Below are 19,839 nucleotides of genomic sequence, written 5' to 3' on the forward strand. Positions count from 1 at the left end.
GAGGTTATCGACTTGGCTTTCTGCGTTGCCGCTTGCCCTGTCGATGGAGGCGCATTATAGGGAGCTGAAACTTTCTGGCAAGCCCATTTTTGCAAAAAGTGGCAATAAATCTTCAAAAACAGGCCTTTCTCTAGTTATTCATAGCCAACCACAGCTTTTGTACAAACTTATCCACAGAAACGGACTCGGGATTGCTAGAATGGCCAGAAAATTGAGGAGGCCAAGATGGACTTGCGACTGAGATCCTATAAAGGAAAACGCCCGCAACTGGGCAAACGGGTATATGTGGACCCCTGCGCCACCCTGGTGGGAGACATAGTGCTCGGCGACGATGCCAGCATCTGGCCCCTGGTGGCGGCACGGGGGGATGTGAACCATATCCATATCGGCGCCCGCAGTAATGTGCAGGACGGCACCGTTCTGCACCTCAGCCGCAGGAGCGCCGCGAATCCCGATGGTTATCCCCTGCTGATCGGGGAAGACGTCACCGTGGGCCACAAGGCCATGCTGCACGGTTGCACCATAGGCAACCGGGTACTGGTCGGCATGGGGGCCATACTGCTGGATGGGGTGGTCGTCGAGGATGATGTGATGATAGGCGCCGGCTCTCTGGTGCCACCGGGCAAGCGGCTCGCATCCGGCTTCCTCTATATGGGGAACCCGGTCAAGCAGGCACGGCCGCTCAAGCCGGCAGAGATTGCCTTTCTGAAGACCTCGGCCGACAACTATGTCCTGCTCAAGGATGAGTATCTGCAAGAGGCTTGAAACAGACAGAGAACGAAAACAAGAAGCCCGGCATGCGCCGGGCTTCTCTGCTTATATAGCTAGCCAATCACTGTGGTCGGGCTCAGTGGGCCTGATCCCAGTTGTCGCCGGTCCCGGCTTCCGCCACCAGCGGCACGTGCAGCTCAGCCGCCGCAGACATCTTCTCCTTGATGAGGGCGATGTACTCCTCCAGCTTCTCCTCGCGGATCTCGAACACCAGTTCATCGTGAACCTGCATCAGCATGTGGATGGAGCCATCGGTAATGCCCCGGATCCAGCCATCGACGGCGATCATGGCGCGCTTGATGATGTCGGCGGCCGTGCCCTGCATGGGAGCGTTGATCGCCGCCCGCTCCGCCGCCTTGCGCAGACCGGCGTTGCGGGACTTGATGTCCGGCAGGTAGAGGCGACGACCGAACAGGGTCTCGACATAGCCCTGGGCTTCCGCCTGCTGGCGGGTGCGCTCCATGTACTCCAGCACGCCCGGGTAGCGCTCGAAGTAGAGATCCATGTACTTCTGCGCCTCGGCACGGCCGATCCCCAGCTGCTTGGCCAGACCGAAGGCACTCATGCCATAGATGAGGCCGAAGTTGATCGCCTTGGCGCTGCGGCGCATGTCGGTGGTCACCGCCTCGAGCGCCACACCGAACACCTCGGCGGCGGTCGCCTTGTGGATGTCCTTGCCCTCGGCAAAGGCGGTCAGCAAGCCCTGGTCACCGGAGAGATGCGCCATGATGCGCAGTTCGATCTGGGAGTAATCCGCCGCCACCAGCTTGTAGCCGGCGCTCGGGATGAAGGCCTGCCGGATCCGGCGCCCCTGCTCGTTGCGCACCGGGATGTTCTGCAGGTTGGGATCGGTGGATGAGAGCCGGCCGGTCGCCGCCACCGCCTGATGGTAGGAGGTGTGTACCCGCCCGGTCTGGGGCTTGATCATCAGCGGCAGCTTGTCGGTATAGGTGGACTTGAGCTTGGCCAGGCCACGGTGCTCCATCAGCAGGCGCGGCAGATCATAGGTCTCCGCCAATTCCGCCAGCACCTCTTCGGCGGTGGACGGGGCCCCCTTGGGAGTCTTCTTGAGGATGGGCAGCCCCAGCTTGACGAACAGTATCTCGCCGAGCTGCTTGGGCGAGGAGAGGTTGAACTCCTGCCCGGCCAGCTCGTGGGCCTGCCGCTCCAGCTCCGCCAGACGTACTTCGATCTCCTGGCTCTGCTGGTGCAGCAATTTGGGATCTATGGTGGTCCCGAGCAGTTCCATCCGTGCCAGCACCGGCAGCAGGGGCAGTTCGATCTCGGTGAACACCTTGGCCAGCTCAGGCTGTTTGCTCAGTTCGCCCCACAGGGTCTGGTGCAGACGCAGGGTGATGTCGGCATCTTCCGCCGCATAGGGCGCGGCCTGCTCCAGTTCGATCTGGTTGAAGGTGAGCTGCTTGGCCCCCTTGCCGGCGATATCCTCGAATGAGATGGTCTCGATCCCGAGGTACTTGCTGGCCAGGGAGTCCATGTCGTGGCGGCTGGCGGTGGAGTTGAGCACATAGGATTCGAGCATGGTGTCGAAGGCGATGCCCTGCAGATCGATGCCGTGGTTCTGCAGCACGTTGCGATCGTACTTGAGGTTCTGCCCCACCTTGAGGCGGGTCGGATCTTCCAGCAGCGGCTTGAGCTTGCCCAGCACCTGCTGTTCGGTCAGCTGGGTTGGTGCCCCCAGATAGTCGTGGCCGAAGGGAACATAGGCCGCCTTGCCCGGCTCGATGGCGAACGACACGCCGACCACTCGCGCCTCCATGTAGTCGAGACTGGTGGTCTCGGTGTCGAAGGCAAACAGTGGTGCCGCCTGCAACTGTGCCAGCCAGCCGTCGAACTCGGCCTCCTCCAGAATGCAGCTATAGTCGGTCTCGATGGCGGTAGCGGGAGCAGCAGCGTCATCAGCGGCCTCTTCCTGTCCGGCGCTCTCTTCGCCACCGGACTCCAGCTCCTTGATCAGGTTGCGCAGCTCGTACTCCCGGTAGACCGCCAGCAGGGACTCCTTGTCGATCGGGCCCAGCAGCAGCTCTTCGAGACTCTGCTCCAGCTCGACGTCGGTCTTGATGGTCGCCAGCTGGTAGGAGAGGCGAACCTGATCCTCCTGCTCGCGGAATTTGTCGGCAAACGTCTTGGAGCCACGGAAGCCGAGGGCGGCGACCTTGTCGAGGTTGGCGGCGATCTGATCGATGCTGCCTATCCCCTGCAACAGCGCCTGGGCCGTCTTCTCGCCCACCCCTGCCATGCCGGGAATGTTGTCCACTTTGTCCCCCATCAGGGCCAGGTAGTCGATGATGAGCTCGGGAGGCACGCCGAACTTCTCGATCACCCCTTCCCGATCGGTCTTCACATCCTTCATGGTATCGATCAGGGTGACATGGTCGGAGACCAGCTGCGCCATGTCCTTGTCACCTGTGCTGATGAGCACGGGCAGTTGCTTCTCGGTCGCCTGGCGGGCGAGCGTGCCGATCACGTCGTCGGCCTCGACCCCTTCGACCATCAGGAAGGGGAAGCCCATCGCCTTGATCATCTGATGGATGGGGGCAACCTGGCTGCGCAGATCGTCCGGCATGCTGGCGCGGGTCGCCTTGTACTCGGGGTAGATGTCGTCACGGAAGGTCTTGCCCTTGGCGTCGAACACCACGGCCACATGGCAGTCGGGGTATTGCTTGCGCAGGCTGCGCATCATGTTGGCCATCACTCGGACGGCGCCGCTTGGCAAACCGGTCGATGTGCGCAGATCGGCCTGCTGGGAGGCGAAGAAGGCGCGGTAAAGATATGAAGAGCCGTCGACCAAGATAAGGGGATTGCTAGGGGCCATGAAATCGTCCTGCCAGGAATAAACAGTCGCTAGGATGCCACAGGGCCCGCGGCACACCAAGGGGCTGGCCCCCTCCCATTCGTGCCACGAACCGCCCCATGACCTGTGGATAACTCTGTGCCCAAAAATGGACTCATGGCTGTGCCATGGTGGCAAAGTTGTGGATTAAAAACAAAAAACACATATAAAACAGTTGATTGAGATCGTAAAAACAAACCATGACACCTTCATCATGATCTCGATCAATGTGGAAAAAAATTCAAGGGGGTCAACGAGGCAGGATCCAAAACGAAACAATCCTAGCACAGCAAGATGACTTGACCAGTGGAGGCCGAACGATAACCATACAAAAGTACAACAATCTACCCTGGCTCACATTTTCAACAACGAGGAGTCTGCCATGAAAAAAGTGGCCGTGATCTTGAGTGGCTGTGGCGTGTTTGATGGCGCCGAGATCCATGAAGCCGTCATCAGCCTGCTGGCATTGGCCCGTCAGGGCGCCACCGTCCAGTGCTTCGCGCCCGACGTGCCTCAATTGCACGTCATCAACCACCTGACCGGCGAGGTGAGCGAGGGGGAGAGCCGCAACGTCCTGGTCGAGGCTGCCCGCATCTGCCGCGGCCAGATCCGGAATGTGGCCGAGCTGGATGCGACCGATTTCGATGCCTTGCTGGTGCCCGGCGGCTTTGGCGCAGCCAAGAATCTGTGCGACTTCGCCGTCCAGGGCGCCAACTGCCAGATCCAGCCCGATGTGCTGAAAGCCTGCCAGAGCTTTGCCGAAGCCCGTAAACCGGCGGCCTATATCTGCATAGCACCGGCCATGATACCCCTCATCTATGGCGCCGGCACCCTGGCCACCATAGGTCATGACGAGGGCGCCGCCAATGCCATCGAGGCCATGGGGGGCAGCCATCTCAACTGCCCGGTCAGCGAGTTCGTGGTGGATCAGGAACGCAAGGTGATCTCGACCCCGGCCTACATGCTGGCGCAGAACATCGTCGAGGCCGCCGACGGCATAGAGAAGACGGTCAGGCAGTTGCTGGCCCTGTGATCCCCTCCCCTGCCAAAACAAGCGGGCCGCTCAAGGAGCGGCCCGCTTTCATTCCAGTCAGTCAAGACAGGATCAGATGGCATCGCCCATCTGGTCCATCTTGCCCAGCAGGGCGCGCAGACGTTCTTGCCAGGCAACGTGCTCGTTGCGCAGCTGATGGTTTTCGTCTTGCAGCTTGTTGTTCTGCTCTTTCAGCTCGTCCAGCTCCATTTTCAGCAGGGAGATGTTGTCGACGGCGGATTGTACTTTGGATTCGAGTTGCTCAAGGACTTCTAGTGACATATGCATACCTGTATGTTCAATTGCGATGCCCCACAGGGGGCGATTCAAGCGCGTGAAGCCAGCATACCCTGATGCGCTCGGCACAAACAAGCCAGCGCGTTGCAAAATGCGCCCTCCGTGCCGGTATTGCTTAAATATGCGTCGGTTTTTCTCGCAGGCGGCAGGAACCACGATCCGGGACGCTCGCCGCGGCGTCACGGCCCCCTGCGAACCGGCTCCTCTCCCGCCGCCGGCATCAGCCGTGCAGGGCGATGAAGCCCCCCATCAACAGACAGGCCACCCCGTACATCAGCAGCCCGTAGAGCAGGTTCCAGCGCAGCAGCAGCCCGGCGCTCAGGTTGTAGCGGGAGGCCAGCGCCAGGTTGGAGCCGGAGAGCGGGCTGGTACCGGTGGCGAGCCCCCACCCCAGCAGGAAGCACATGCCGAGCAGACTGGGATCCGGTGACAGCGGCCACAGCAAGGGAGCCACCCCCGAGATGCTGATGAGGGGGTGCACGCCTATGATGGCGACCAGGAAGATGAGCAGCAGGGTGAGGGATGCCTCAAGCCAGCCGAAGTGGTTGAACAGCGGCAGGCCGTGACCCGCACCGAAGTCGATGACAGAGAGGGCACTGTTGATGCCGGCAGCCAGCAGGCCAGCCCCGAGAAACAGCACCAGCTGGCCGCCGATGGCGGGGAAACGCTCCACCACCTGCCGCTTGAGGGCCGCCCCGCGCCCCTGGTTTGGCATGAAGAGCAGCGCCAGCAAGGGGGCCACCAGGGCGATCACCGCCAGGATGCTGAGCCCGGGCCAGATCCGGTGGATCAGCAGCACCAGCAGCGCCAGGGTCACCGGCAACCCCAGGGTCTGCAGCCTCAGGGGATAACCTGCAAAATCCGCCACCCCGAGCCGCTCCACCTGCCAGGCCGTCAGACCCATGGCCAGCAGGGCGGCAAGGATGCCAAACGGCAAAATCTGGGAGAGCTGCAGGCCGGGGGCGTAAGTGAGCGCCACTGCCATGGCGACGAAGAAGGGGGACCAGAAGGCCGCGGCACAGAAGATCCGGCTCAGCACCATGACCTGGCGCCGTTCAAGGGTACCGTTGCGCTCCAGCCGATCGCCGATGATGAAGAGCACCGAGAGGTTGATGACGGCGCCGAGCAGATTGAGGCTGGCCATGGTGCTCCACAACCCCTTGCGCCCGGACCAGGAGGCGGTGCCTGTCAGCAGACCCGAGGTGGCGAGGTTGAGGGTGCTGACGGCGGCAAACATGGTGAGCATGTTGATGTTGGGCAGCAGCCAGTCTCCGGGGCTGAGGCTGGCGCCGCGCCACCAGGAGAAGATCAGCAGCAGCAACGCCGCCCCGTAGAGCGCCAGCGCCTGACGACGGGCGGCGCCCACCAGCCAGGGCCAGGTGAGCAGGGAGGCGGCCCAGGCCGCGACGGCGGCCGGCCAGGGGGAGAATCCCAGATAGAGGTGCAGCAGGTTGAGCAGCCACATCCCCAGGATCAGATAGCCTGACCAGCGCTTGACCATACAGCGGCCTCGGTCAGGGGATCAGAGACACTGATCCATGTCCAGGGAGGGTTTGTCGCACTCGGGTCGGCCCACTATCTTGGCGGGCACGCCGGCGACCGTGGTGTGGGGTGGCACCGGATTGATCACCACGCTGCCGGCCCCTATCTTGGCGCCGACCCCCACTTCTATGTTGCCGAGCACCTTGGCGCCCGCCCCTATCATCACCCCTTCGCGGATCTTGGGATGACGGTCGCCACTCTCCTTGCCGGTGCCCCCCAGAGTCACGCTCTGCAGGATGGAGACGTCGTTCTCGATCACCGCGGTCTCACCGACCACTATGCCGGTGGCGTGGTCAAACATGATGCCCTTGCCGATCCGCGCGGCCGGGTGCACGTCGACCCCGAACACCACGGAGATCTGGTTTTGCAGGTAGAGCGCCAGCGAGCGACGCCCCTGGCGCCACAACCAGTTGGCAACCCGGTAGCCCTGGAGGGCATGGAACCCCTTGAGGTAGAGCAGCGGCGTCGAGAAGAGGTCGACGGCGGGATCCCTGTCCTGCACGGCGCAGATGTCGGCGGCCACCGCGGCCAGCAGCTCGGGTTCGCTGCGCAGGGCCAGCTCGATCACTTCCCGCAGGGCGATGGCCGGCATGGTGGTGCTGTCGAGCTTGTTGGCGAGCTGGAAGCTCAGCGCCGAGCGCAGATCGCTGTGATTGAGAATGGTGGAGTGAAAGAAGCTGGCCAGCATGGGCTCCTGGGCCGCCATGCTCTGCGCTTCCTGCTGAATTTTTTGCCACGTTTGGGCAACCAGATCATCCATGTTGCAGCCTACTGTTGTTCAGGGTGAGTGCCTTGTTGTTCTTTTGTCAGCACCGAGATGGGGTCCATGTGGATGATGACATCCATCCGCTCAAAGGACTGGCGGACCGCCAGTTCAGCCTCGTCGGCTATCTGATGGGCCTTGACCAGGGGGAGCTGATCGTCAAGCTCCAGATGCAACTGAACGAAGCGGGTCGGCCCGGATTGACGGGTGCGCAGATCATGTACGCCATGCACCCCCTCTACGGCACAGCAGAGCGCCATTATTCTCGCTTGTTCTTCCTCTGGCAACTGACGATCGAGCAGGGCCTGTACCGATTCGTAGCCGATCTGGACGGCTCCCCATACCAGGAACAGACCGATCAGGATGGCGAACAGGCCATCGGCCCAGTACCACCCCTGCCCCGCCAGCACCAGCGCCACCAGAACACCGGCATTGAGCAGCAAGTCCGAGCGGTAGTGCAGCATGTCGGCCTTGATGGCCACGCTGTTGGTCTTGCGAATGACCAGGCTCTGGAAGCTGACCAGCAGCAGGGTCAGCAGGATGGAGCCGGCACTGACCCAGATCCCGGCCTCGAGCCGCACCACGGGAACCTGGTTCAGCATCGACGAGATACCGTGCATCATCAGCAGCAGGGCAGAGCCCGAGATGAAGGCCGACTGGATCAGACCCGCCAGGGACTCCGCCTTGCCGTGGCCGAAGCGGTGCTCCTCATCGGCCGGCGCCAGCGCGTAGCGAATGGCCAGCAGGTTGATGATGGAGGCGCTCACATCCATGAAGGAGTCGGTGAGGGATGCCAGCAGGCTGGAAGAGTCCGTCATCAACCAGGCGATCAGCTTGCCCAGGATCAGCAGGGTGGCGGTGACGACCGCCGCCGTGCTGGCGAGGGTGACCCAGCGGGAATAGTGTTGGTGGCTCAAAACCGGCTTTCCTCTGACGCGTAAAAACTTATTATACCCTGACCCGAACGTCAGTTTGGCGCGCAAAATCAACGGAGTGACCCCGAATGAACAAAATACTCCTGGTCGACGACGATCTCGAACTGACCCAGCTGCTCACCGAAATCCTGACCCTGGAAGGGTTTGACGTCACCGTCGCCGAGGATGGGGAGGAGGGGCTGCTGCGACTGGCAGAGCAGGCATTCGATCTGGTGCTGCTGGACGTCATGATGCCCAGACTCAACGGGTTCGCCATGCTGACCAGGCTGCGCAAGACCCACGACACTCCAGTGCTGATGCTGACCGCCCGGGGCGACAGCCAGGATCGGGTCAACGGGCTCGAAGCGGGGGCCGATGACTATCTGGCCAAGCCGTTCGACGACAGAGAGTTGCTGGCGCGGGTGCGCGCCATCTTGCGCCGCACCCAGCATCCCTCCCCCCAGCGCGGCGCATCCGACGAGCTGCGCTTCATGGATCTGGTGCTGCAGCCCGGCCTGCAGCAGGCCCGCTGCGACGATCAGCTGCTGGAGCTCACCGCCACCGAGTTCGGCCTGCTGGAGTGCCTGCTGCGCAGCCCGGGCCAGATCGTCAGCAAGAACCTGTTGTCAGAGCAGGTGCTTGGCAAGAAGCTCGAGCCCTTCGATCGGGCCATCGACATGCACCTGAGCAACCTGCGCAAGAAGCTGCCTGAGCGCAGCGATGGCCAGCCCCGCTTCAAGACGGTGCGTGGCCGAGGCTACCTCTGGCTGGAGCAGGCATGAAAACGGCCCGCACCTTCAATGGCCTCTCCACCCAGATATTTCTCTGGTTCTGGTTCATGCTGCTGCTCGTGCTGGCCGCCGTGGTGACACTGCCCACCCTGGATCCCCGCAACACCATACCCCTGCCCGAGCACGAGATGGCCAGGATGAACAACAACCTGCGGGCACTGCAGGCCGGTGCCGATCCGCACCAGGATTTCGATCTGCAGCAGGCCATCACGACGGCCGGACTGTTGCCGGTGGACAACGTCTACCTGCGCGATGCCAAGGGCCAGATGCAATCCACCACCCGGCTGAGCAAGTTCGTGATCCGCTTCATGCTGGATGCCGACGACCCGGCCAAGCCCATGCTGGGCAGCGAACACCAGCGGGCCATCGCCGGCCCCTTCCTGATGCAGCACCACGGCCAGAGCTATCACGTCTACTTCGGGCTCAACGTCGAGAACTCCTATCTGTTCCTGTTCATCCAGATCCTGGATCACCCCATCCAGATCCTGGGCATCGCCATGCTGGTCAGCACCCCCCTCTGCCTGCTGCTGGCCTGGCGGCTGACCCGCCCCATCCTGCAGTTGCAGCAGTCGGTCTCCCAGCTGGCGCAAGGCAAGCTGGAGACGCGGATCCCCAACCTGGGGCGGCGGGACGAGATAGGTCAGCTGGCGGATCATGTCAGCCACATGGTGGACACCCTCAAGCGCATGATCCAGAAGCAGAAACAGCTGCTCTCCGACATCTCCCACGAGCTGCGCAGCCCCCTCACCCGCATTCAGCTGGCGCAGGCGTTGATCCGCCGCAAGCAGGGGGACAGCTCGGAGCTGGCGCGGATCGAGAGCGAAATCGCCAGGCTCGACAAGCTGATCGGGGATCTGCTGGACCTGTCCCGGGTCCAGCAGCACGTGGAGGCCCCGGTGACCCTGCCGCTGGCGGATCTGCTGGAGCCCATACTGGACGACGCCATGTTCGAGGCCAATCAGAACGGCAAGCAGCTCAGGCTGCCGCCGCTGCCGACCGAATCGCTGCGGATGTGGCCCGAGCTGCTGGCGAGGGCCCTGGAGAACCCGCTGCGCAATGCGCTCAAGTATGCCCGCGAGTTCATCAAGGTGGATTGGTATCAGGAGGGACGGGAGTGGGTGATGACCATCAGGGATGACGGCCCCGGCGTGCCGGTGGAGCAGCAGCCCATGCTGTTTCTGCCCTTCTTCCGGGTGGACGATGCCCGCAACGCCAAGACAGGGGGCACAGGTCTCGGTCTCGCCATCGCCGCCGAGGCGATCCAGCGTCATGGCGGCACCATCAAGGCCAGCAACAATCATCCGACCGGGCTCGTCATCACCATCCGCCTGCCCATGGTGTGAGCCACCCCTTTTCATCGGCACGGGCGCTGGGTATGCTGGCGCCCGTTTCGCACCACCCCAGCCCCGCATCAGGATCCCGTCATGCTCGACATAGTGCTCTATCAACCGGAAATCCCGCCCAACACCGGCAACATCATCCGCCTCTGTGCCAACACCGGCTACCGGCTGCACCTGATAGAGCCCCTGGGTTTTGCCTGGGATGACAAGCGGGTGAAGCGGGCCGGGCTCGACTATCACGAGTTTGCCGAGGTGAAGCGCTGGCCGAGCTATGAGGCCTTTCTCGCGGCCGTGGCCCCCAAGCGGGTATTCGCCTGCACCACCAAGGGGCGCACCGCTCATTCGGCGGCGCAGTTCGCCCCGGGGGATGCCCTGCTGTTCGGGCCTGAGAGCCGCGGATTGCCGGCGGAGATCATAGAGAGCCTGCCGTTCGAGCAGCGGCTGCGCATTCCCATGCTGCCCCAGAGCCGCAGCATGAATCTGGCCAACGCGGTCGCTGTCTTCGTCTACGAGAGCTGGCGCCAGTTCGGCTATGAGGGATCTCTCTAGCCTCCGTCGGCGCGGCGCCCTCAGAGGCGGTGCCGACCATGAGACCACGTCAGGCGGGTTCCCGGCCTTGACCCAGCAGGCGGCCGTCACGCTCAAGTTGCCAGCATAGCCAGCCCAGAGTCAGGCCCCGCCCTGTCATCAGCGCCGCCATGGCGGCCCACAAGGCCGCCACGCCCCACCCCTGGCACAGCCACCAGATCGGGAAGAAGCCGGCAAACACCGCCACCAGCATGCTGTTGCGCATCTCGCGAGCCCGGGTGGCCCCGATGAAGGCCCCATCCAGCAGGAAGCACCAGACCGCCAGCAAGGGCATGGCGATGAGCCAGGGCAGCTGGCGGTTCGCCTCGGCAATCACCGCAGGGATGTCGGTGATATGGGCGATGAGCTGCCGCCCCCCCAGGGCAAACCCCAGGGCGAAGGCGATCGCGATCAGCAAGGCCCAACCCAGGTTGAGGACTATGGCCTCCCGCAGCCCCTGCCTGTCCCGCCGTCCTATGGCACGCCCCACCATGGCTTCCACCGCGTAGGCAAAACCGTCCAGCCCGTAGGAGATCAGCATCAGGAAGTTGAGCAGCACCGCATTGGCGGCCACCGCCACGTCCCCCAGCCTGGCCCCCTGCAGAGTCATGAAGGCGAAACAGAGCTGCAGGCAGAGGGAGCGGATGAAGATGTCCCGATTCAGGCCGAGCAGCCGCCGCACCGCGGGCCATCGCCACCAGCGCCACCAGGCGTTCTGCCACACCTCGGCCGGGAGATGGCGCAGGCGGCGGCTCACCAGCCAGAGCCCCACCCCGAGCGAGCAGTAGTCCGCCAGCAGGGAGGCGGCAGCCACCCCCCTGACCTGCCAGCCCAGCCCCAGCACGAACCATGCATCCAGCACCATGTTCACCAGGTTGCTCAGGATCAGCAGCAGCATGGGGCTGCGCGCATCCTGCATGCCCAGCAGCCAGCCCATGATGACCAGGTTGCACAGGGCCGCCGGGGCGCTCCAGATCCGCACCGAGACATAGTCTCCGGCATAGACCTGCACCTCGGGGGATCCCCCGCTGAGCCCTATGATGGCCGGCAAGAAAGGCAGCACCAGCAACAGCAGGGCCAGCCCCAGCCCGACGGCGAGGCCGAGCGCCCGCGCCAGGGTGTCCAGCTGCCCTTCGGCGCTGGCGGCGCCCTGGGCCTGGGCGGTCAGGCCAGTGGTGGACATGCGCAGGAAACCGAGCAGCCAGAACAGGAGGTTGATGAGGGTTGCCCCGACCGAGACGCCCCCGAGGAACCAGGCCTGACCGAGATGACCGATCACCCAGGTGTCCACCAGGCCGAGCAAGGGGGTGGTGACGTTGGAGAACACCATGGGCAGGGCTAGGGCAAACACGGCCCTGTGGCGGCGGGGATCCCTCAGCCAGGACGCCATCAAGCTGGGCACGATCGGCGCAGGCGGCTCACTCGTCGGCCAGCCGCACTATGCGTGCGAAGTCGGAGACCATGGTCTGCATGTCCACATGAGGCACCTCACCCGGGGCCACCTTGGGACGGAACATGGCCACCAGCTTGCCCTCGGGGCTGATCAGCACGATCGAGGCCGAGTGGTCTATGAGGTAATCCTTGCGTTCGCTCTCCACGATGGAATAGACGAGGCCAAGGTTGCGCACCAGGGGGAAGAGGGCGCGGTGGGGGCCGGTCGCCGCCTTGAACTCCGGATGGAAGAAGGCGGTGTAGCTCTTGAGGCGGGCACTGTCATCCCGCTGGGGATCCGCCGAGACGAAGACCACCTGGCTGCTGGGCGAGATCTTCTTCAGATCCGGGTAGATGGAGCGCAGATCCGCCAGGGCGGTCGGGCAGACGTCGGGACAATAGGTGTAGCCGATGAACAGGAAGGTCCAGTGCCCCGCCAGATTGGCGGCGGTGAAGGGCTTCCCATCCCCATCCGTGAGGGTGAAGGGATTGATGTCGCGCCCTACCGGATAATAATCCGCCTGCGCAGGCAGGGAGGGTTGGCTCCAGTAATAAGCCGCCATTATGCTGCCGACGAAGAGCAACAACAGCAGGGAAAAACGTGGTTTAACCATATAAAACAGAACCTTGCTAGTTCAACCAGCCAGATGGCGGGGCCAATGAAGGGCTATTGTAACCCGCCAGGCCCCGTTTCTGCCTAGTCCCGAGTCCGGAACCCGGTCAGGAAAGGTCCCCATAGGGAGGAGACAACCACTATCTCCCGGCCATGGCGGGGATAAAGAAAAGCCCCACACCGGGTGGGGCTCACACACTGTTCGGGGGACTGGCTCAGGGTCGCAGTCTTCGCTGCCCTTGGGGGCGCCGGATAGTGGCGCGCAGCGGAATGACCGGGGCCGTCCAGGGAGCATCTGGCAAACCTATGTCGTGGTGGCGGCGGAACAGACGAACCAGGCGGACAATCTTGTCCTTGGGGCACCCCAGCCAGATGGTCCAGCCATCGCCCTTGTGATAGACCCAGAGCGCATAAAACCACGTCATCCGACTGCCCTTGATGAATCGGGTGATGGAGGATGCGGGGGTTGCGGTTGCGGCCGGACCCGGATCCCACGGCGAGCTTGAAGCCATACCTGTCCTCCTTGCTCAACAGGCCACGCCGACCAGTGTGACTGCCATCGGGAGGCAGACCAGGCACCGTCGCGTACTGACTGTATTGAGTCGTCCTGCTGCCTGACGACTCTCCTGTCCCGCACCGCCCCAGCCGTGATGCATCCCTGCTACCCATGCTGACCTGGCGGCACACTCAAGGTCATGGCGGTTATCCGGCCATGACACTGCGGGCCTTCTCAAAGGATATATCCGAAATGCACGATGCGTGGCGGTACTGTTTGCGGTGGATCTGGGTGGCGGCAATGGCGGGGATCGGGGAGGAAAGGAGATCGGGGAAAACGCACAAACGAAGGGGCTTCCCGCAGGAGGCCCCTTGGCATGTTCGATGGCTACATCCAGTCGGCGTTGCGAATGACCCCGACCGCCAGCCCTTCGATGGTCAGGTGCTGGCTGGAGAGATCCACCTCGATGGGGGAGAGATCCTCGTTCTCCGGCAGCAGCCACACCTGGCTGCCCTTGCGCTGGAAGCGCTTGACGGTGACGTCTTCATCGAGACGCGCCACCACCACCTGGCCGTTGCGCACCTCCTGGGTCTTGTGCACCGCCAGCAGATCCCCATCCATGATGCCGATGTTCTTCATGCTCATGCCCTGCACCCGCAACAGGAAGTCTGCCCGCGGGTGGAACAGGGCGGGATCCACCTGATAGTGGCTCTCGATGTGCTCCTGGGCTAGGATGGGCTCGCCGGCCGCGACCTTGCCGATGAGCGGCAGGCCGTTCTCTTCTGGCGCGGCCTCCTCTTCCTCGAGCAGCAGGCGGATGCCGCGGGAGGTGCCGGGCATGATCTCGATGACCCCTTTCTTGGCCAGGGCCTTCAGATGTTCCTCGGCCGCATTGGCCGACTTGAAGCCAAGCTTCTGGGCGATCTCGGCGCGAGTCGGCGGCATGCCGGTCTCGCTCATGTTCGCCTTGATAAGCTCCAGCACTTCAGCCTGGCGGGGGGTAAGGGGTTTCATAGCATTGGCACCTGTCTTTTTATACAGCACACTGGCAGTATATACAGTGCTGTGGCCAAGGCAAGGCGTTGCTGATATTTGTCCCCACCTTGTCGCAAAATTCCCGCACCTTCTATCCTGAAAAGGCACTCATCCTACCTCTCGGCGACAAGCCGTCGGTGATTTGCTATGCTCACGCCGCATTTTTTTGGAGAGCAGACGCACATGTCCCTTGGACAGAACATTTCCAGAGCCATCCTGCAATGGCCGGTCAGTGGCTTGGTCAATCACAAGAGCCTGCCGGAAAATCCCATCACGGAACTCAAGCTGGATCCGGCAAGACCCATAGTCTATGCCCTGAAGACCAGCTCGATCACCGACCTGATGACCCTGCAACAGTGCTGCGAGGATCTCGGCCTGCCCGGCCCGTTCACGCCGCTGGAGCTGGGTGGCCAGCTGCTGCCGCGCTACGTCTGTCTGGATCGTCCGCCTCCCCTGTTTGGCACGCGCAACAAGCCGCTGCCCTTCCTGCAGGAGTTCCACCAGCTGCTGGACTTGCACAAGCAGGATCCCGAGCTGGATATCCAGGTGGTGCCCGTCACCCTGTTCTGGGGCCGCGCCCCCGGCCGGGAAGGCGAGGAAGCCTCCGGCTGGAACATCATCAGCAGCTTGGCCCCGAACCGGCTCAAGAAGGCGTTGATCGTGATCCTGAAAGGGCGCGAAAACCTGGTGCGCTTCTCACCGCCGCTCTCATTGCGCTACATGGCGGACAAGCACGGCACCGACGAGGCCATCGCCCACAAGCTGGCGCGGGTGGCCCGCACCCACTTCAGTCGCCAGCAGCTGGCGGCCACCGGCCCCAAGCTGCCGAACCGCAACCTGCTGTTCAAGCAGTTGCTGGAGTCGAGCGTGATCCAGCAGGCCATCGAGGAAGAGGCCAGACGGGAGGGGATCAGCCTCGAAAAAGCCCAGAAGCGCGCCCATGGCTACATGGACGAGATCGCCTCCAACTTCTCCTACCGGCTGATCCGGCTCGGGGAGAGCTTCCTCGGCTGGCTGTGGAACAAGCTCTACCGCGGCCTCTCGGTCAACGGTGCCGAGCAGGTGCGCCAGCTCGCCCAGGAAGGGCACGAGATAGTCTACGTCCCCTGCCATCGCAGCCACATGGACTACCTGCTGCTCTCCTACGTCATCTACCACCAGGGCATGGTGCCGCCCCATATCGCGGCGGGCATCAACCTCAACTTCTGGCCGGCGGGCCCCATCTTCCGCCACGGCGGCGCCTTCTTCATCCGCCGCACCTTCAAGGGCAACCCGCTCTACAGCACGGTATTTCGTGAATACCTGAACCTGCTGTTTGCCAAGGGCTACTCGGTGGAGTTCTTCACCGAAGGGGGTCGCTCGCGCACCGGCCGCCTGCTGCCCCCCAAGACCGGCATGCTGGCGATGACACTGCAGGCCATGATGCGCGGGCTGGACAGGCCGGTCACCCTGGTGCCCGTCTATCTGGGCTACGAGCACGTGATGGAGGTGAACACCTACCACAACGAGCTCAAGGGGAGCCGCAAGGAGAAGGAGAGCTTCCTGCAGGTGCTCGGCATACTGCGCAAGCTGCGCAACTATGGCCGGGGCTTCGTCAACTTCGGCGAGCCGCTGACCCTCAACAGCTACCTCGGCGAGCATGTGCCGCACTGGAAGGAGAGCATAGGCCGGGAGGAGCGCCCCGAATGGATGGCCCCCACCGTCAACCAGCTGGCCGAGCTGCTGATGACCCGGATCAACGATGCCGCCGCCGTCAACGGCCTGACCCTGAGTGCCCTGGCGCTGCTGGCCGCCGAACGCCATGCCCTGACCCGGGACGAGCTGCAGGCCCAGATCAACACCTATCTGGACCTGCTCAAGCAGGTGCCCTACAGCCCCAAGAGCACCATGCCGGACGAGGATGCCAGGACACTGCTGGATCAGGCCATGGAGCTCAACAAGTTCGAGGTGAGCGAGGACAAGCTGGGGCAGATCATCAGCCTCGATCGCTATCAGGCGATCCTGCTGACCTACTACCGCAACAACATACTCCACCTGTTCGCCCTGCCCTCCCTGGTGGCGGCCCTGATCGAGCGCTGCGAAGGGATCTCCCGCGGCGAGATCGTCGCCCGCTGCATCGACATCTACCCGCTGCTCAAGACAGAGCTGTTCCTGCGCTACGAAGAGGACGAGCTGCCGGAGCTGGTCGATGCCCTGCTGGCCGAGCTGCAACGCCAGCAGCTGATCGAGGCCCGCGACGGCGGCTACTGGGTCAATCCGGGCAACCAGATGCGCCTGCTGTTACTGGCCGAGAGCATTCAGGAGACGCTGCAACGCTACGCCATAGTGCTGACCCGGGTGCTGGCCCAACCCCACATCGAGGCGGAGCAACTGGAGGCGGACGGCCTGATGATGGCGGAGCGCCTCGGCACCCTGCACGGCATCAACGCCCCCGAGTTCTTCGACCAGAAGCTGTTCAGCACCCTGATCCACACCCTGCGCAGCGAAGGCTATCTGGATCCGGGCTGCAAGCCGGATCTCGGCCGCTTCCAGGCGTTGGCCGACAACATAGTGCCGCTGCTCAGCAACAAGATCCGCCGCACCATACAGGCGGGCAACCGGCTCTGACCTCAAGAAGAGCCAGCCACGAGCAACAAAAAGGCCGCATCATGCGGCCTTTTTTATCGACAGGGGCTGCTCACAGGTAGTGGGCGATCACCCCGAGCAGCACCAGGGCCCCCACATAGTTGTTGTTGAGGAAGGCCTGGAAGCAGGCCTCCCGCTGACGCTCCCGGATCAGCCGCTGCTGATAGACGAACAGCGCCGCCGCCCCCAGCAGACCCCAGTAGTAGCCGGACCCCAGCGCCATCAGCTGACCCACCAGCAGCAGGATGAGCAGGGTTGTCAGTTGCAGCACGCCGATGATCCGCTTGTCGTGACGGCCGAACAGGATGGCGCTCGACTTGAGCCCGAGCTTGAGATCATCGTCCCTGTCCACCATGGCGTACTGGGTATCGTAGGCGATGGTCCACAGCAGGTTGGCGAGAAACAGCAGCCAGGCGACGGGCGGCAGGGCATTGGCCTGGGCCGCATAGGCCATGGGAATGGACCAGGAGAACGCCATCCCGAGCACCAGCTGCGGGATGGGAATGAAACGCTTCATGAAGGGGTAGCAGACCGCCAGCAGCAGGCCGGCGAACGACAGGCCTATGGTGAGCGGGTTCAGGGTCAGCACCAGGGCGAACGAGATGAGCGCCAGCACGGCGAACAGGATCAGCACCTCCCGTTCGTCGACCCGGCCCATGGGCAGCGGTCGCCCGGCGGTGCGTTTCACGTGGCCGTCGAAGTTGCGATCCGCATAGTCATTGATGACGCAGCCCGCCGAGCGCATCAGGAAGACCCCCACCACGAACACGGTCAGGATCCAGGGATCAGGCAGGCCGCCCGCCGCGAGACAGAGCGCCCACAGGGTCGGCCACAGCAGCAAGAGGGTGCCGATGGGCTTGTCGATGCGGGCCAACTGCACATAGGCCAGTCCCCGCTCCTTGGTTAACAGCTTCACTCCAGCTCCTTATGCGATGGCAGCGAATGAGACGATAGCGAGGGCAGGAAGAGTTCGTGGACCAGCAAGGGCCACTGCCCCAGATAGAGACGGGAGCGGCGCCCCCAGACGGTGGCGGCCTGGCACCAGGGATTGCTCGCGATCTCGAAGCAGGCCAGTTGCAGGTGATCGCGCCGTGCCGGTGCATCACCGAAGATACGCTCCCCCAATGGCTGCTCCCCCAGATCCTGCAGGCCGCTCCCTTGCAGCGCCGCCTCGGCAAACAGGGTCCAGCCCAGAATGGCCGGCCCGGCGTCACCGTGCAGGATCACCTCGCGGCAGATCCCCACGGGATCCGCAACGGCCACCAGCGTCTGCTCGTCCGCTCCCAGCGACACGCTGCGATTGCCGAGCAGTTGCACCGAGAGGTGACTATTGTAACGCCGCAGGCGCCGGGTCATGGAGTCGGCCTCCAGCAACCAGGGGCGCAGTGCCTCGGGGGGGTCACACTCTGCGGGTGCCCGCCAGGGGACGAGCTGGATGAGGGGAACAGTCAACTCGGACTTCACAGCTTCACCATCCGGAGATTTCCGTTGTCAGGTTAAAATCCCGTTTATTATCCGTAAATCAATGGCGAATTGTAAGAACATCCGTGCTTGACGGCCCCGATGGCAGCATCAAAAATGGGGCATCCGTCGCTGCCGAGCCATCTAGATGAAGATCTTCAGAATTCTGCTGGTGTTATCCCTGGGTTGTACCCTGTTGAATACCCACGCCTTCGCCAACGAGGAAGCGGCCGCCGATCCGGCCTCCGCCGCCGTCCAGCCGGGATTCGCCTATCACGCGCTGGATCCGGACATCATCACCAACTACCTCGGCGATGGCAAAACCCTGGGCTATGTGCGGGTGACGGTGGAGCTGATGGCCGAAAACGCCGCCGATCTCAAGTTGCTGGAGCAGCACGACCCCCTGATCCGCGACGCCATCATTCGCCTGATTGGCAGCAAGACGGGGGCCCAGATCAAGTCTCTGGTGAGCCGGGAAGAGCTGCGCAAGGAGTGCGAGGCCAAGGTCAACGAACTGCTGGTCAGAGAGACCGGCAAGAAGGCGGTACGCGAGCTCATCTTCACCAAGTATCTTTATCAGTAATGAACAGCGAGCAGGGTGCCGACCGGCAGTCTGCTCTCCCTGCCGCTCCCATTCACTGTCGAGGAAGTCATCGTCATGGGCCACAAGACGCTGTGTGAATGGCGCCGTCACGAGATCCCCGCCGATCTCAAGATACTGCGCAAGATATTGCGCAAACCCAAGTTCGTGTGCGGCAAATGCGCCCGCAGCGCCAATGACAAAGAGTACCTGTGCCAGCCGCTGCGACTGAAGGAGAAAGGGGAGTAAGTCCCCCGCAACTCGCCGCTCAAGCGTCTGGAATAAGGGGGGCGCCCTATTGATCGGTCCAGCCCTGACGACCCTGCGCAAACAGTCTGCGGGCCTGGACGTCATTGGGGCAGACACCGCGGTACTCCTCCCCCGATCGCCCGGCCAGATAGAGGTGCTCCGGGCGGCAATACCAGGCCAATCCCTTCTGGCGGCCCTGCTGCCACATGGCAACGTCCACCTTGTCGCCGCACTGTGTCTGGTGGAATGCCACCCTGTCATCGGCAAACCCCAGCTTGCCATCGGCTTCCCCGACGTCGCTCCACACCTTTTCGCAGGGATCGTCCGAGTTGGAGACACAGCCCCCGAGCAGGGTGGCACAGAGCATGATGACGAGTGAGCGCATAATCATCCTTGGGCGTTGTTTGAGTGGTTTATGGCGTCTCTGGCCTGACGGGCATCCCTCTTCCCACAGCGCCATTTGAGCAGTTCATTCTAACC

21 protein-coding genes are annotated in these 19,839 nt (G+C 63.1%); 9 read left to right on the forward strand and 12 right to left on the reverse strand.

All coding sequences use genetic code 11. The features are described 5' to 3' along the window. Both AC3WR3_RS20075 and AC3WR3_RS20080 read left to right on the forward strand, forming a co-directional pair. Positions 1–241: hypothetical protein (locus AC3WR3_RS20075; RefSeq protein WP_492293182.1), on the forward strand; the 241-nt coding region annotated here is incomplete at its 5' end. After that, the gene (locus tag AC3WR3_RS20080; protein ID WP_492293184.1) at positions 226–765 is read left to right on the forward strand and encodes a gamma carbonic anhydrase family protein; all 540 of its coding nucleotides are present in this window, start codon (positions 226–228) and stop codon (positions 763–765) included. The genes AC3WR3_RS20075 and AC3WR3_RS20080, both read left to right, overlap by 16 nt. Before the next feature lie 82 nt (positions 766–847). On the opposite strand, the gene polA is transcribed toward AC3WR3_RS20080, so the two are convergent. After that, positions 848–3,604 (reverse strand): DNA polymerase I, encoded by a 2,757-nt coding sequence (gene polA / locus AC3WR3_RS20085; RefSeq protein WP_492293186.1) that lies wholly within the window; start codon positions 3,602–3,604, stop codon positions 848–850. A 400-nt stretch (positions 3,605–4,004) separates the two neighbouring features. Between polA and elbB the strand changes: the two genes are divergently transcribed. After that, positions 4,005–4,655: an isoprenoid biosynthesis glyoxalase ElbB gene (elbB, locus tag AC3WR3_RS20090; RefSeq protein ID WP_429110771.1), complete on the forward strand. Its 651-nt coding sequence runs from the start codon at positions 4,005–4,007 to the stop codon at positions 4,653–4,655. 72 nt (positions 4,656–4,727) lie between these two features. Here elbB and AC3WR3_RS20095 read toward each other — a convergent pair whose 3' ends face one another. The 4 genes from AC3WR3_RS20095 to fieF form a co-directional block, all read right to left on the reverse strand. Continuing rightward, complete coding sequence (locus AC3WR3_RS20095; protein ID WP_025325277.1) at positions 4,728–4,937, reverse strand: cell division protein ZapB; 210 nt, start codon at positions 4,935–4,937, stop codon at positions 4,728–4,730. Between the two features lie 235 nt (positions 4,938–5,172). Beyond that, positions 5,173–6,453, reverse strand: coding sequence for a hypothetical protein (locus AC3WR3_RS20100; RefSeq protein WP_404837515.1), 1,281 nt, complete (start codon positions 6,451–6,453; stop codon positions 5,173–5,175). Between the two features lie 21 nt (positions 6,454–6,474). Then, entirely contained in the window at positions 6,475–7,254 is a 780-nt protein-coding gene (gene cysE / locus AC3WR3_RS20105; RefSeq protein WP_025325275.1) for a serine O-acetyltransferase, read from the reverse strand. Between the two features lie 8 nt (positions 7,255–7,262). Next, positions 7,263–8,174: a cation efflux pump FieF gene (gene fieF / locus AC3WR3_RS20110; protein ID WP_205642766.1), complete on the reverse strand. Its 912-nt coding sequence runs from the start codon at positions 8,172–8,174 to the stop codon at positions 7,263–7,265. A gap of 86 nt (positions 8,175–8,260) precedes the next feature. On the opposite strand from fieF, the gene AC3WR3_RS20115 reads away from it, so the two are divergent. The 3 genes from AC3WR3_RS20115 to trmL all read left to right on the forward strand — a co-directional run bounded on the left by AC3WR3_RS20115 (position 8,261) and on the right by trmL (position 10,851). Beyond that, positions 8,261–8,953 carry a response regulator gene (locus tag AC3WR3_RS20115; RefSeq protein ID WP_139437775.1) on the forward strand — a complete coding sequence of 231 codons (693 nt, stop codon included), beginning with the start codon at positions 8,261–8,263 and terminating at the stop codon, positions 8,951–8,953. Beyond that, positions 8,950–10,305: an ATP-binding protein gene (locus tag AC3WR3_RS20120; RefSeq protein WP_319914355.1), complete on the forward strand. Its 1,356-nt coding sequence runs from the start codon at positions 8,950–8,952 to the stop codon at positions 10,303–10,305. Before AC3WR3_RS20115 ends, AC3WR3_RS20120 begins: the two co-directional genes overlap by 4 nt. 81 nt (positions 10,306–10,386) lie before the next feature. Continuing rightward, the gene (trmL, locus tag AC3WR3_RS20125; RefSeq protein WP_139437779.1) at positions 10,387–10,851 is read left to right on the forward strand and encodes a tRNA (uridine(34)/cytosine(34)/5-carboxymethylaminomethyluridine(34)-2'-O)-methyltransferase TrmL; all 465 of its coding nucleotides are present in this window, start codon (positions 10,387–10,389) and stop codon (positions 10,849–10,851) included. A gap of 49 nt (positions 10,852–10,900) precedes the next feature. On the opposite strand, the gene AC3WR3_RS20130 is transcribed toward trmL, so the two are convergent. From AC3WR3_RS20130 to lexA, 4 genes are all read right to left on the reverse strand, one after another. After that, positions 10,901–12,259 carry an MATE family efflux transporter gene (locus tag AC3WR3_RS20130; RefSeq protein WP_492293191.1) on the reverse strand — a complete coding sequence of 453 codons (1,359 nt, stop codon included), beginning with the start codon at positions 12,257–12,259 and terminating at the stop codon, positions 10,901–10,903. 28 nt (positions 12,260–12,287) lie between these two features. Beyond that, positions 12,288–12,914, reverse strand: coding sequence for an SCO family protein (locus AC3WR3_RS20135; protein WP_139437782.1), 627 nt, complete (start codon positions 12,912–12,914; stop codon positions 12,288–12,290). A 214-nt stretch (positions 12,915–13,128) separates the two neighbouring features. Beyond that, positions 13,129–13,338, reverse strand: coding sequence for a hypothetical protein (locus AC3WR3_RS20140; RefSeq protein ID WP_234567867.1), 210 nt, complete (start codon positions 13,336–13,338; stop codon positions 13,129–13,131). 458 nt (positions 13,339–13,796) lie between these two features. After that, on the reverse strand, positions 13,797–14,423 hold the full coding sequence (lexA, locus tag AC3WR3_RS20145) for a transcriptional repressor LexA (RefSeq protein WP_025325267.1): 627 nt from the start codon (positions 14,421–14,423) through the stop codon (positions 13,797–13,799). Positions 14,424–14,627: 204 nt separating this feature from the next. Here lexA and plsB point away from each other — a divergent pair, with 204 nt between their 5' ends. After that, positions 14,628–17,051, forward strand: coding sequence for a glycerol-3-phosphate 1-O-acyltransferase PlsB (gene plsB / locus AC3WR3_RS20150; protein ID WP_492293194.1), 2,424 nt, complete (start codon positions 14,628–14,630; stop codon positions 17,049–17,051). A 70-nt stretch (positions 17,052–17,121) separates the two neighbouring features. On the opposite strand, the gene ubiA is transcribed toward plsB, so the two are convergent. Both ubiA and AC3WR3_RS20160 read right to left on the reverse strand, forming a co-directional pair. Further along, complete coding sequence (gene ubiA, locus AC3WR3_RS20155; protein ID WP_492293196.1) at positions 17,122–17,985, reverse strand: 4-hydroxybenzoate octaprenyltransferase; 864 nt, start codon at positions 17,983–17,985, stop codon at positions 17,122–17,124. Next, positions 17,982–18,533, reverse strand: coding sequence for a chorismate--pyruvate lyase family protein (locus tag AC3WR3_RS20160; protein ID WP_139437788.1), 552 nt, complete (start codon positions 18,531–18,533; stop codon positions 17,982–17,984). The genes ubiA and AC3WR3_RS20160 overlap by 4 nt, the downstream gene beginning before the upstream one ends. A gap of 145 nt (positions 18,534–18,678) precedes the next feature. Here AC3WR3_RS20160 and AC3WR3_RS20165 point away from each other — a divergent pair, with 145 nt between their 5' ends. Together AC3WR3_RS20165 and AC3WR3_RS20170 are read left to right on the forward strand one after the other, a co-directional pair. Then, entirely contained in the window at positions 18,679–19,113 is a 435-nt protein-coding gene (locus AC3WR3_RS20165) for a flagellar basal body-associated protein FliL (protein ID WP_139437790.1), read from the forward strand. 15 nt (positions 19,114–19,128) lie between these two features. Next, a complete protein-coding gene (locus AC3WR3_RS20170) occupies positions 19,129–19,359 on the forward strand; it encodes a hypothetical protein (RefSeq protein WP_492293221.1) in 231 nt (76 codons plus the stop codon). Between the two features lie 46 nt (positions 19,360–19,405). Here AC3WR3_RS20170 and AC3WR3_RS20175 read toward each other — a convergent pair whose 3' ends face one another. Next, entirely contained in the window at positions 19,406–19,750 is a 345-nt protein-coding gene (locus AC3WR3_RS20175; protein WP_139437792.1) for a DUF2799 domain-containing protein, read from the reverse strand. Positions 19,751–19,839: the final 89 nt, after the last annotated feature.

This window comes from Aeromonas sp. EU05-FHT14A05 (genome assembly GCF_058791175.1).

Coding starts and splice junctions, on each gene's coding strand:
- AC3WR3_RS20080 (WP_492293184.1), top strand. CDS start 226: ATGGACTTGCGACTGAGATCCTATAAAGGAAAACGCCCGCAACTGGGC.
- polA (WP_492293186.1), bottom strand. CDS start 3,604: ATGGCCCCTAGCAATCCCCTTATCTTGGTCGACGGCTCTTCATATCTT.
- elbB (WP_429110771.1), top strand. CDS start 4,005: ATGAAAAAAGTGGCCGTGATCTTGAGTGGCTGTGGCGTGTTTGATGGC.
- AC3WR3_RS20095 (WP_025325277.1), bottom strand. CDS start 4,937: ATGTCACTAGAAGTCCTTGAGCAACTCGAATCCAAAGTACAATCCGCC.
- AC3WR3_RS20100 (WP_404837515.1), bottom strand. CDS start 6,453: ATGGTCAAGCGCTGGTCAGGCTATCTGATCCTGGGGATGTGGCTGCTC.
- cysE (WP_025325275.1), bottom strand. CDS start 7,254: ATGGATGATCTGGTTGCCCAAACGTGGCAAAAAATTCAGCAGGAAGCG.
- AC3WR3_RS20115 (WP_139437775.1), top strand. CDS start 8,261: ATGAACAAAATACTCCTGGTCGACGACGATCTCGAACTGACCCAGCTG.
- AC3WR3_RS20120 (WP_319914355.1), top strand. CDS start 8,950: ATGAAAACGGCCCGCACCTTCAATGGCCTCTCCACCCAGATATTTCTC.
- trmL (WP_139437779.1), top strand. CDS start 10,387: ATGCTCGACATAGTGCTCTATCAACCGGAAATCCCGCCCAACACCGGC.
- AC3WR3_RS20130 (WP_492293191.1), bottom strand. CDS start 12,259: ATGGCGTCCTGGCTGAGGGATCCCCGCCGCCACAGGGCCGTGTTTGCC.
- AC3WR3_RS20135 (WP_139437782.1), bottom strand. CDS start 12,914: ATGGTTAAACCACGTTTTTCCCTGCTGTTGTTGCTCTTCGTCGGCAGC.
- AC3WR3_RS20140 (WP_234567867.1), bottom strand. CDS start 13,338: ATGACGTGGTTTTATGCGCTCTGGGTCTATCACAAGGGCGATGGCTGG.
- lexA (WP_025325267.1), bottom strand. CDS start 14,423: ATGAAACCCCTTACCCCCCGCCAGGCTGAAGTGCTGGAGCTTATCAAG.
- plsB (WP_492293194.1), top strand. CDS start 14,628: ATGTCCCTTGGACAGAACATTTCCAGAGCCATCCTGCAATGGCCGGTC.
- AC3WR3_RS20165 (WP_139437790.1), top strand. CDS start 18,679: ATGAAGATCTTCAGAATTCTGCTGGTGTTATCCCTGGGTTGTACCCTG.
- AC3WR3_RS20175 (WP_139437792.1), bottom strand. CDS start 19,750: ATGATTATGCGCTCACTCGTCATCATGCTCTGTGCCACCCTGCTCGGG.